At 76.4% G+C, this 10,517-nt stretch carries 9 protein-coding genes; 5 read left to right on the forward strand and 4 right to left on the reverse strand.

What is annotated here, in order from left to right:
• Positions 1 to 217 precede the first annotated feature (217 nt).
• Positions 218 to 1,663, forward strand: a complete 1,446-nt coding sequence (hemG, locus tag ABZ924_RS36915) for a protoporphyrinogen oxidase (protein ID WP_361919841.1) — start codon at positions 218 to 220, stop codon at positions 1,661 to 1,663.
• Between the two features lie 23 nt (positions 1,664 to 1,686).
• On the forward strand, positions 1,687 to 2,400 hold the full coding sequence (gene hemQ, locus ABZ924_RS36920) for a hydrogen peroxide-dependent heme synthase (protein ID WP_361919843.1): 714 nt from the start codon (positions 1,687 to 1,689) through the stop codon (positions 2,398 to 2,400).
• Between the two features lie 122 nt (positions 2,401 to 2,522).
• On the opposite strand, the gene ABZ924_RS36925 is transcribed toward hemQ, so the two are convergent.
• The 4 genes from ABZ924_RS36925 to ABZ924_RS36940 all read right to left on the reverse strand — a co-directional run bounded on the left by ABZ924_RS36925 (position 2,523) and on the right by ABZ924_RS36940 (position 7,992).
• Positions 2,523 to 4,226, reverse strand: coding sequence for an alpha/beta hydrolase (locus tag ABZ924_RS36925; RefSeq protein ID WP_361919845.1), 1,704 nt, complete (start codon positions 4,224 to 4,226; stop codon positions 2,523 to 2,525).
• 490 nt (positions 4,227 to 4,716) lie between these two features.
• Positions 4,717 to 5,781, reverse strand: a complete 1,065-nt coding sequence (locus ABZ924_RS36930; protein ID WP_361919847.1) for a TIGR04222 domain-containing membrane protein — start codon at positions 5,779 to 5,781, stop codon at positions 4,717 to 4,719.
• Entirely contained in the window at positions 5,778 to 7,085 is a 1,308-nt protein-coding gene (locus ABZ924_RS36935) for a DUF692 domain-containing protein (protein WP_361919849.1), read from the reverse strand. The genes ABZ924_RS36930 and ABZ924_RS36935 overlap by 4 nt, the downstream gene beginning before the upstream one ends.
• A 157-nt stretch (positions 7,086 to 7,242) precedes the next feature.
• A complete protein-coding gene (locus ABZ924_RS36940) occupies positions 7,243 to 7,992 on the reverse strand; it encodes an aminoacyl-tRNA hydrolase (RefSeq protein WP_361919851.1) in 750 nt (249 codons plus the stop codon).
• 71 nt (positions 7,993 to 8,063) lie between these two features.
• Between ABZ924_RS36940 and ABZ924_RS36945 the strand changes: the two genes are divergently transcribed.
• From ABZ924_RS36945 to ABZ924_RS36955, 3 genes are read left to right on the forward strand one after another with little or no spacing between them, the layout of a single operon-like run.
• The gene (locus tag ABZ924_RS36945) at positions 8,064 to 8,741 is read left to right on the forward strand and encodes an AIM24 family protein (RefSeq protein ID WP_361919853.1); all 678 of its coding nucleotides are present in this window, start codon (positions 8,064 to 8,066) and stop codon (positions 8,739 to 8,741) included.
• Positions 8,738 to 9,565: an ATP-binding cassette domain-containing protein gene (locus ABZ924_RS36950; protein ID WP_361919857.1), complete on the forward strand. Its 828-nt coding sequence runs from the start codon at positions 8,738 to 8,740 to the stop codon at positions 9,563 to 9,565. The genes ABZ924_RS36945 and ABZ924_RS36950 overlap by 4 nt, the downstream gene beginning before the upstream one ends.
• A complete protein-coding gene (locus ABZ924_RS36955; RefSeq protein WP_361919855.1) occupies positions 9,562 to 10,215 on the forward strand; it encodes an ABC transporter in 654 nt (217 codons plus the stop codon). The genes ABZ924_RS36950 and ABZ924_RS36955 overlap by 4 nt, the downstream gene beginning before the upstream one ends.
• Positions 10,216 to 10,517 lie beyond the last annotated feature (302 nt).

The following is a 10,517-nucleotide window of genomic DNA, read 5'->3' on the forward strand; positions in this document are numbered from 1 at the left end:
CGCCCCAGACCCCGCGCCTCAAACGCCGGCGAGGCTGGAATATCCAGCCCGCGCGGCGTTTGAGCGCACCGGGCGCGAAGCGCCCGGAAAGGGGTCCGGGCGGAGCCCGGTTTCGGGAAGGGGTGGGGAGGGGACAGGCTCCGCGCAGCGGGACCCGCGCCGCGGGCCCGCGCCGCCCCGTCCGCGCGGCCGGTGAGCGGTCTGAGACGATGTGTCCATGCATGGAGCGGACACGCGTACGGGCGGCACGGGCGGCCACGCCGTCGTCATCGGCGGCGGCATCGCAGGCCTCGCGGCAGCCCACCGGCTGCTCGGCGCCGGTCTGCGCGTCACCCTCCTCGAGGCCGGCACCCGCATCGGCGGCAAGCTGTACGCCGGCGAGCTCGCCGGCGCCCCCGTCGACCTCGGCGCGGAATCCGTGCTCGCCCGCCGCCCCGAGGCCCTGGAGCTCGCCCGGGCCGTCGGCCTCGGCGAGGCGCTGCAGCCGCCCGCCACCACCGCCGCGCACATCTGGACCCGCGGCGCGCTGCGCCCCATGCCGCGCGGCCACGTGATGGGCGTACCCGGCGACCTCGCGCCGCTGGCCGCGTCGGGCGTGCTCTCCGCCGAGGGCCTGGCCCGGATCGAGGCCGAGCGCGACCTGCCGCCCGCCGAGATCGGCGAGGACGTCGCCGTCGGCGAGTACGTCGCCGCCCGCTTCGGCCACGAGGTGGTCGACCGGCTCGTCGAGCCGCTGCTCGGCGGGGTCTACGCCGGCCGCGCGTACGGCATCTCCCTGCGCGCCGCCGTGCCCCAGCTGTTCGAGGCCGCCCGTACGCACCGCACGCTGGGCGAGGCCGTACGGGAGGTGCAGCGCCGGGCGGCCGCGCAGCCGCAGCAGGCCGGACCGGTCTTCGCCGGCATCGAGGGCGGCATCGGCCGGCTCCCGCAGGCCGTCGCCGGGGCCGTCCGGGCCGCGGGGGGCGAGATCCGCACCGGGGCTCCCGTCCGCGAGCTCCTGCGCACCCCCGAGGGCGGCTGGCGGGCCGTCACCGCCGCCGGGACCGTCGAGGCCGACGCCGTGGTCCTGGCCACCCCCGCCGGACCGGCCGCCCGGCTGCTGGCCCCCCTCGCCCCGGCCGCGGCCGCCGAACTGCGGGCGGTGGAGTACGCCTCGATGGCGCTGGTCACCATGGCCTTCCGGCGCCGCGACCTGCCGGACGCCGTCGCCGACGGCCGGGCCAGCGGCTTCCTCGTCCCGTCCGTCGACGGCCGCGGCATCAAGGCCTCCACCTTCTCCAGCAGCAAGTGGTCCTGGGCCGGCGCCGACCCCGACCTCTTCCTGCTGCGCACCTCCGTCGGCCGCCACGGCGACGAGGACGACCTCGAGCGCGAGGACGCCGAGCTCGTCGACCTGTCCCTGGCCGACCTCGGCGAGGCCGTCGGCCTCGCCGCCCGCCCGGTCGCCTCCACCGTCACCCGCTGGGACGGCGGCCTGCCCCAGTACCCGGTCGGCCACCTCGACCGGGTCGCCCGGATCCGCACGTCCGTCGCCGCCCTGCCCGGCCTCGCGGTGTGCGGCGCGCTCTACGACGGCGTCGGCATCCCGGCGTGCATCGCGAGCGCCGGCACGGCGGCCGACGTGGTCATCGCCACGTTGGGCACCCCTGGCACCGACCACTGATCAGCACACGGGACAATGGACACATGACTGCACCGGAGAAGATTCCCAACGCGGGGAAGAAGGCGAAGGACCTCAACGAGGTCATCCGCTACACCCTGTGGTCCGTCTTCAAGCTGAAGGACGTGCTGCCCGAGGACCGCGCCGGCTACGCCGACGAGGTCCAGGAGCTGTTCGACCAGCTGGCCGCCAAGGACATCACCGTCCGCGGGACGTACGACGTCTCCGGCCTGCGCGCCGACGCGGACGTCATGATCTGGTGGCACGCGGAGACCGCGGACGAGCTGCAGACCGCGTACAACCTGTTCCGCCGCACCAAGCTGGGCCGTGCGCTGGAGCCGGTGTGGTCGAACATGGCCCTGCACCGCCCCGCCGAGTTCAACAAGTCGCACATTCCGGCCTTCCTCGCCGACGAGGTGGCCCGCGACTACGTCAGCGTCTACCCCTTCGTGCGCAGTTACGACTGGTACCTGCTGCCCGACGAGGACCGCCGCCGGATGCTCGCCGACCACGGCAAGATGGCCCGCGGCTTCCCGGACGTCCGCGCCAACACCGTCGCCTCCTTCTCGCTGGGCGACTACGAGTGGCTGCTGGCCTTCGAGGCGGACGAGCTGTACCGCATCGTCGACCTCATGCGCCACCTGCGCGCCTCCGAGGCCCGTATGCACGTCCGTGAAGAGGTTCCGTTCTTCACCGGACGCCGCAAGTCCGTCGCCGATCTGGTGGCCGGGCTCGCCTGATACCTCCCCTGGGGGGAAGTGCCGGAGGACGACTGCACTCCTGTCCTTGAACAGGAGTGGCCTCCGGTGGATCGGGAGGCCCTGCCCCCGAAACGACGCAGCCGGAGATCCCGCCCGGAAGTTCAGACGGCCGGCGGCAGCACGGCCCTGGGTACCTTCCCGGGGGCGCTCGCTGCCCGGTCGTCCAGCGACACCGGTGCGGGCTCCGGATGCGGCGCACACGTGACGCGCCACCCCGGGGTGGCGCCCGTCAGCAGGTACCGCTCCACATGGCGGTCCACGCAGGCGTTCCGCCCGCCGAACACCCCGTGGGCGCCGGCCCCCGCCTCCGTCACCAGGGAGGCCTGCCGGCCGAGCCGCCGCTGGAGCTCCAGCGCGCCCGGGTACGGGGTCGCCCCGTCCCGCTCCGCCGCGAGCACGAGCGTGCCCGGGAGCGCGGCCGGCCGCGCACCCGCGGCCGGCGGCCGCACGCCCACCGCCACCGGCTGCTGCCGATCGCGCACCGGCCAGTACGCGCAGGGCAGGTTCAGGAACGCGTTCGCCCAGGTCTCGAACGGCGCCCGGCGCGCCCGCGCGCTGTTGTCGCGGTCCCAGACCGCCCAGTCCGCCGGCCAGGGCGCGTCGTTGCACAGCACCGCCGTGTACACCGCCCGGGCGTTCTCCCGGGCGGCCGCCGACTCCGGGTCCGGGCGGGCCAGCCGGACCAGCGGCCCCGGATCCCCGGCCAGGAACCCGGCCAGCGCCGCCGCCCGCTCCGGCCAGACCTCGTCGTAGTACGCGGCCTGCAGGAACGCCGAACGCAGCTCGCCGGTGCCGACGACCCCGCCCGCCGGGGTGCGCGCCACCGCCTCCCGCACGCGCTCGTAGCTCGCCTGCACCGCCTGCGGGGTGGCGCCCAGCCGGTACACCGAGTGGTGCCGGGCCGCCCAGGCGCGGAAGTCGTACCAGCGGCGCTCGAAGCCGGACGCCTGGTCGAGGTTGTCGAGGTACCAGATGCGGCGCGGGTCGGGATCGACCGCCGAGTCCAGGACCATGCGGCGTACGTGGCCGGGGTAGAGCGTGGCGTACACCGCCCCCAGGTACGTGCCGTACGAGGCGCCCACGAAGGTCAGCCGCCGCTCGCCGAGCGCGGCGCGCAGCACGTGCAGGTCGCGGACGTTGTTGAGGCTCGTGTAGTACGGCAGCGCCGCCCCGGCCCGCTGCGCGCAGCCGCGGGCGTAGGCCCGGGCGGCGGCGATGCGGGCCCGTTTGTCCGCGGCGGACGGGTCGGAAGGGTCCGCCGGGTCCTGCGTGGGGCCGGCGGCGGCCGGGGCCGCCGGATCCTCGCAGGACAGCGGGGCGGAACGGCCCACGCCGCGGGGGGAGTAGCCGACCAGGTCGTAGGCGGCGGCGATGCGCTGCCATTCGGGGAGGTCGGCGACGAGGGGGAAGTACAGGCCGGACGCGCCGGGGCCGCCCGGGTTGAAGACCAGCGCGCCCTGGCGGGCGGCGCCGCCCGCGCCGCTCGCGGGGATCCGGCTGACGGCCAGGGTGATCTGGGGGCCGTCGGGGCGGCCGTAGTCGAGGGGGACGCGCAGGGCCGCACACCGGGCCGCCGTGGGCAGCCCCTCGTCGAGCGGGCACTCCCCGAACCGCAGCCCCCCGCCCGGCGTTTCGGCGGCCGCCGCAGCCCGCGCCGCCACCGCCGTGGCCCCGACCTCCTCGGCCACCGTGCCGGCCTGGGGGCCGGCTGCCGCTGCCGCTGCCGCGGTGGGGTGGGCCGGCGTCGCAGCGAAGGCTGCCGCCAGGCAGAGGACCGCCGCGGCGAGCCGGATCCGGGTTCGCATACGGGCCGCCCTTCATCTCGTCGGACGATCCGATGAGATGCGCTGGCCGGGGCGCCTGTACAGCACCTCCCGCGGGGTGTCGCCCCCGATCCCCCGAATGCCGCAGGGGGGCCGGGGCACGCCCAGCCCCGTCGGCGTTCGAGGCGCGGGCCCGAGGCTCCGCCAAGGAAATCCCGGCTCCGCCGGGCACCGGGCTCCGCCCGGACCCGCGCCTCAATCGCCGGCGGGGCTGGAATTGCCGGACCCCGGCTTCGAAAGCGGAGCGGGGCTGAAATGGCCCACCCCCCGCTTCGAAAGGGGAGCGGGGCTGAGTGGGTGGCCCACCCCCCGTTTGGAAAGGGGAGCGGGGCTGAGTGGGTGGCCCACCCCCCGTTTGGAAAGGGGAGCGGGGCTGAGTGGGTGGCCCACCCCCGTTTCGAAACGGGGCGAGGGGTGGGTGGGCGGAGCCCGTAGCTCACGGCCCCAGGTGCGGCTGGAGGGCGAGCGGCCGTCAGGAGCTGCTGCTGCAGCTGGATGAGCTGCAGCTTGAGCTGCTGGAGCAGCTGGACGAGCTGCAGCTCGAGCTGCTGCCGCCGCAGCTGCTGGAGGACGACCCGCAGCCGGAGCCGGAGGAGGCGCAGCCGCTGACGGAGTACCCGCAGCCCGACCCCGAGCCGCCGGGATCGCTGCTCGCGCACCACACGACCGGCAGCACCTCGGCACCGGAGCTGCAGGAGGTGTGCGAGGTGTGCGCACCACCGGAGTGGGAGGAGGAGCTCGTGGAACCGGAGGTGCGCGGCGGCCGGGAGCCGTGCTGGGCCGCCGCCAGACGCGTGCTGCGGGCGGCCGGGACCAACAGGGACCGCAGGTACGGGTCCCGCAGCCCGCGCAGCCCGAACAGGGCGGTCTGCACCGGCGGGGTGCTCAGCCCCGCGTACCGGGTGCGCAGCTCGGCAAGGGCCCGCTGCCCGGCCGGGGAGACCCACTGCCGGGCCCTCCTCGCCGCGGCGGCGCCCATCACGATGCCGCCGATCAGGACCGGGAACACCTCGACGATGAAGGGGACTCCCGAGTCGGCCTGCAGCGCCAGCGCCACGAAGGTGAGCGGCAGGGACAGCACCAGCAGGACCACGCACACGATGACCTGGGCCAGGGCGCGGCGCCGCCAGCGGCGGCCCCACCCGGGCCGGGCGAGCAGCCCGCGGGCGACCAGCGCGTCCCCGGTCTCCTGGATCGCCGGGTCCAGCATGGCCAGGTAGCGCACCTGGTACAGCCAGCCGGACGGGGCCTGCGCATGCGCCCGGAGCACGGCCCGTTCGGCCGGGTCGGAGCCCTGTGCCCCGGGCCGCACCTGGACGATGCCGGGCCCGCCGACGACGAGCCGGCCGTCCCCGAGGAGGGAGACGAGCGCGGTGTCCACGACCCCGCCGGGCCCGCCGGTGACGAACGCGGCCTCGGACAGGTCGAGCAGCTGCGGGGCCGGACCGGCATGCGGCATGGCGCGGCGGATGCCGCGGAAGAGGAGGGCGGTGGAGGCGATGACGCCGAGCCAGATACCGAGGGCGAGGAGGTTCATGCCGCCCTCCCCACCAGGGCGCGGGCCCAGCGCACGACGCGGCCCGGGGGCCGGGCACCGGCCCGGTCCCGCCACCAGTCGGTGAGCCGGCGCCGGGCGGCCGGGTCGGCGGGCAGGTCCCGGATCAGCAGGTGCTCGGCGAAGTCCAGCGCGTCGCGCCGGTAACCGCCGGCCATGGGGCGGGTCCGGGCGTACGCGAGGAAGGCCTCGCGGAAGGCGTCCGCGCCGCCCAGGATCCCCGGCAGCTCCGGCGCGACCTTCGCGACGACCGAGGCCCGCTTGGCGGCGAGGGCCCGCGCCTGCACCCGTACCCGCTGCCGGTCGAAGCCCTCGGGCACCGGCGTGCCGGCCACGAGCGCGGACAACAGCGCAGCCTGCTCCAGCCCGACCCGCGTCCGCGCCGCTTCGAGCCCGGCCGGCTCCCCGGCGTCCGCGCGCGCAGCCGCGACCGCCGTCGGGACCGGGCCCGCCTCCTGGCCCGCCTCCGGGCCGAGGGAACCCGTCGCGCGGATGGCGGCCAGTTCCGCCGCGAGTTCCTCCTCCGGCGGGAAGTCGTCGTCGCGTTCCAGCAGGACGCCCGGCGGGGCCACCCGGCTGCGGAGCTGCGCCAGGAGCTCCAGGACCGCGGGCGGCACCGGGTGGGCGTGGGTGTCGTGCCACACCCCGTCGCGCTCGACGCCCCCCGCGACGTGCACGTACGCGAGCGCCTCCAGCGGGATCGCGTCCAGTACGGCGGCGGGGTCCTCCCCGCGGTTGACCCGGTTCGTGTGCAGGTTCGCCACGTCGATCAGCAGCCGGACCCCGGTCCGCTGCACCAGCTCCGTCAGGAACTGCGCCTCCGTCAGCTCCTCGCCGGGCCAGGAGATCAGCGCGGCGATGTTCTCCAGCGCCAGCGGCACCGGCAGCGCGTCCTGCGCGATCCGGACGTTCTCGCACAGCACGTCCAGCGCGTCACGCGTCCGCTGCACCGGCAGCAGGTGCCCGGCCTCCAGCGCCGGCGAAGCCGTCCGTACGAACGCGATGTGCTCGGTGACCAGCGGCGCGCCCAGCGCCACCGCCCGCTCCGCGAGCGCGGCCAGCTTCTCCGGGTCGGGCCGCTCGGCGCCGCCGAGGCCCAGCGAGACCCCGTGCGGCACGACCCGCACGCCGCGTTCGCGCAACCGCAGCAGCGGCTCCGGCAGGTGGCCGGGGCAGATGTTCTCGGCCACCACCTCGACCCAGTCCAGGCCGGGCAGACGCTCCACCGCGTCGGCGATCTCCGGCCGCCAGCCGATGCCCACCCCCAGGTGTGCCATGGGCTTCATGTCCCCTTGCCCCCTCTCAGCGGTCCCGTGTGTGCCGGTCCGTGTGCCGGTGTCATGACCCCGACGCAGCCGGGCCAACCACCGGTAGGGGACGTTCAGAGCAACATTTGAGGTTCCGCGGATCCCCGGCCCGAGGGCCGGAGTCGGCGGGCCGGGATCAGAGCCGCGCCCGCAGCGCCGGATGGTCCGCGACGACCGTCGCCGAGCCGGGGGCGATCTCCGTGAACCCGGCGTCCCGGACCACCGGCAGCCCGCTGCCGCTCAGTTCCGGCCACCGCTCGCGCGGGGCCGTCCGTACCTCCAGCCGGAACCCGCAGTCCTGCCAGGCGGTGCGCTCCGGGCCGGTCAGCTCCCACCAGGCGAGCTGCGCCGCGTGCCCGGCCTGGGCCATGGCCTTGCCGGCGGACATCTCCAGCTCCGGGTTGAGCCACAGCACCGGGACGCCCGGCGTGGGCGGGCCGGCCGGCTCCGGGTCGTCCAGGTCGGTCCCCGACACCTGCAGCTTGGCGAGCTCCTTGGGCCAGCCGTCCAGGGGGACCGGCGGGTAGACCCGTACCTCCGAGGCATCACCGTGCACCGTGATGCCCGGCAGGGTCTGGGCCTTGCGCCACTCCGCGCCGCGCGCCCGCCGCACGACCTTCCGGATCCGCGCGTCCTGCCAGTCGCGCACGGCCGAGGCCCACTCGCCCTCGCCGCGCGCACGCTCGTCGCTCAGCAGCACCAGCACCGCACGGGCAGCCGTCTGCAGCGCGTCCGTGCGCGCGGGCGGTCCGGCCTTCTCGATCCGTACGACCAGGGGCAGCACGAACTGCGGGGCCTCGTCGCGGGCGATGCGCCCCTGCCGGAACGGGCTGTCGGCCCCGACGGCCGGTACCTCTGCGGGGGGATGGATGTCCTGGCTGCTCATCCCGCCAAGGATGCCAGGCTCCGCCTACAGGATGATGCCGCGGGGGTGCCACCCGGGCGAGGATCGGGCGCATGAAGAGCGACCTCTTTGCCTCCGAGCACCTGGCCCAGTCCGCCGCCGCCACACCCGGCATGACCCTGCAGAACGCCAAGTCGGTGAAGTACACCGTCAACGGCGAGATGCTCGCCCGGCAGGGCTCGATGGTCGCCTTCCGCGGCAACCTCCAGTTCGAGCGCAAGGGCCAGGGCATAGGCGGCATGCTCAAGCGCGCCGTCACCGGCGAGGGCCTGGCGCTGATGTCCGTGCGCGGCCAGGGCGAGGCCTGGTTCGCCCACCAGGCCGGCAACTGCTTCATCGTCGACTTCGAGCCCGGCGACTCCCTGTCGATCAACGGCCGCAACGTCCTGTGCTTCGACCCCACCCTCGCCTACGAGATCAAGATGGTGAAGGGCGCCGGCATGACCGGCGGCGGCCTCTTCAACAGCGTCTTCACCGGTACCGGGAAGCTCGCCATCGTCTGCGACGGCAACCCGATCATCATCCCCGTCACGGCGCAGTCCCCCGTGTACGTGGACACCGACGCGGTCGTCGGCTGGAGCACCCGGCTCGAGACCGGCCTGCACCGCTCCCAGTCCGTCGGCTCGATGCTGCGCGGCGGCTCCGGCGAGGCCGTCCAGCTGATGCTGCGCGGCGAGGGCTTCGTCATCGTCCGACCCAGCGAGGTCACCGAAGCGGTGGCGAACCACTGAAGCTCACCGGAGTCGGCCGCCGCTACGGCCTGCGGCGGGCCTGGGTACTGCGCGGCATCGGCCTGGAGCTGGCGCCCGGCACCCTCGTACGCATCGAGGGCCGCAACGGCGGCGGCAAATCCACCCTGTTGCGGCTCGTGGCCGGCATCGACACCCCGACCGAGGGGCGCATCACCGGCCGCCCGCGCCGCACGGCGTACGTCCCCGAGCGGTTCCCGGCCGCGCTGCCGCTGACCGCGGCCGCCTATCTGACCCACATGGGCCGGGTGCACGGGCTGGGGCGGGCCGAGGCCGCGCGCCGGGCGGGGTACTGGCTGGAGCGGTTCGGCGCCGGGGCGCACGCCCGGACCCCGCTCGCCGAACTGTCCAAGGGCAGCAGCCAGAAGGTGGCCGTCGCGCAGGCGCTGCTCGCCGAGCCCGGGCTGCTCGTCCTCGACGAGGCCTGGACCGGGCTCGACGCGGGCGCCCGCGCCGAGCTGGACCGGGCCGTCGCCGAGCGGGCCGCCGCCGGCGCCGCGGTGGTCTTCGTCGACCACGACCCGGCGCGGCTGGCGGGTGCGGCCGATGCCCACCACCGGGTGGAGGGGACGGGGTTGGTGCCGGTGCCGGTGCCGTCCGGCGGGGGCGCAGGGCCGGGGCCGCGGGTCCGGATCCGGGCGGCCGGACCGCCCGGCGCCGCGCCGCCCCCGGGGCTCGCCGCCTCGCCCGCGCCCGGCGGGGGCCTGCTGCTGACCGTGCCCGCGGCCCGCTCCGACGCGGTGCTGCGCGAACTGCTCGCCGCCGCGCCGCCCTGGCACATCCGATCCGTGGAGGAACTCCCGTGACCGCCGCCCTGATCCGCTACCAGGGCGCCCTGCTGCTGCGCTCTCAGCGCTGGCTCGGGCCCGTGCTGCTGTACGCGGCCTTCGTGGCCGTCGGGGTCCGGCCCGGCGAGCCGGTGCTCGACTCCCTCGGCTGGGCGGCCGCCGGGCTGGTCCCGGTCGCGGCCTGGCTGGTCCGGGTCTGCGTCACCCTCGAGCCCGACGCCGCCCGGGACTGCGCCGCTGCCGCGGCCGGTCCCGTACGGGTGCACGCGGCGGCCCTGCTCACCGCCGTGGGCGCGGCCGTGCTCGCCGGGGCGGTGGCCGGCGCCGCGGTGCTGCTGATCGGCGCGCGCCGCGGGGTGCCGGGCGGGGCGGCCGCCGCCGCGGGGGGCCTGGCGGTGCTGGCGTGCGCGCTGACCGGCGCCGCCGTCGGCGCGCTGGGCAGCCGGCCGCTCGTCCGCCCGACCGGCTTTGCGGTCCTGGCCGGCGGCATCGGCTCGCTCGCCGCCCTGGTCATCGGTGCCTCCCCGGCCCGCAGCGCGGTGACCGCGCTCGTCGCGGGCTCCCGCGCCGGCGTCGCCGACCTCCCCCTGGCGGCCGCCGCGGGATCCCTGGCCCTGGCGGCCGGCGCGGCCACCCTGACCTGCCGATCCGCTGCGCGACGAGGCTGACCCCCGTGCGGGTGCCCGACCCCTGAGCGGGCTCCCTCGGGGCTCCGCCCGGACCCGCGCCTCAGTCGCCGGCGAGGCTGGAATGGCCCACCCCCGCTGCGAAAGCGGAGGCCGGGCCGACCATGCCGTCGGCTTCGAAGGCAAACGGTCGGACGGGCTTCTGGCCGCCGTTCGTAGCGGGGGGCCGGCACATTCAGCCCCGCCGGCGTTTGAGTGGGCCTCCCCCGGACGGAGTCCGGGGGAGGGTCCGGGCGGAGCCCGGTGCCCGGCGGAGCCGGGTTTCTTGGGGCTCCGCCCCAAAC

Origin of the sequence: Streptomyces sp. NPDC046876, from assembly GCF_040645035.1 — a bacterium.
Lineage (GTDB): Bacteria > Actinomycetota > Actinomycetes > Streptomycetales > Streptomycetaceae > Streptomyces.

Bases quoted from the DNA above. Each gene is read 5' to 3' on its own strand.
- ABZ924_RS36940 (WP_361919851.1), bottom strand. From the start codon at position 7,992: ATGAGCAGCCAGGACATCCATCCCCCCGCAGAGGTACCGGCCGTCGGG.
- ABZ924_RS36945 (WP_361919853.1), top strand. From the start codon at position 8,064: ATGAAGAGCGACCTCTTTGCCTCCGAGCACCTGGCCCAGTCCGCCGCC.
- hemG (WP_361919841.1), top strand. From the start codon at position 218: ATGCATGGAGCGGACACGCGTACGGGCGGCACGGGCGGCCACGCCGTC.
- ABZ924_RS36930 (WP_361919847.1), bottom strand. From the start codon at position 5,781: ATGAACCTCCTCGCCCTCGGTATCTGGCTCGGCGTCATCGCCTCCACC.
- hemQ (WP_361919843.1), top strand. From the start codon at position 1,687: ATGACTGCACCGGAGAAGATTCCCAACGCGGGGAAGAAGGCGAAGGAC.
- ABZ924_RS36925 (WP_361919845.1), bottom strand. From the start codon at position 4,226: ATGCGAACCCGGATCCGGCTCGCCGCGGCGGTCCTCTGCCTGGCGGCA.
- ABZ924_RS36935 (WP_361919849.1), bottom strand. From the start codon at position 7,085: ATGAAGCCCATGGCACACCTGGGGGTGGGCATCGGCTGGCGGCCGGAG.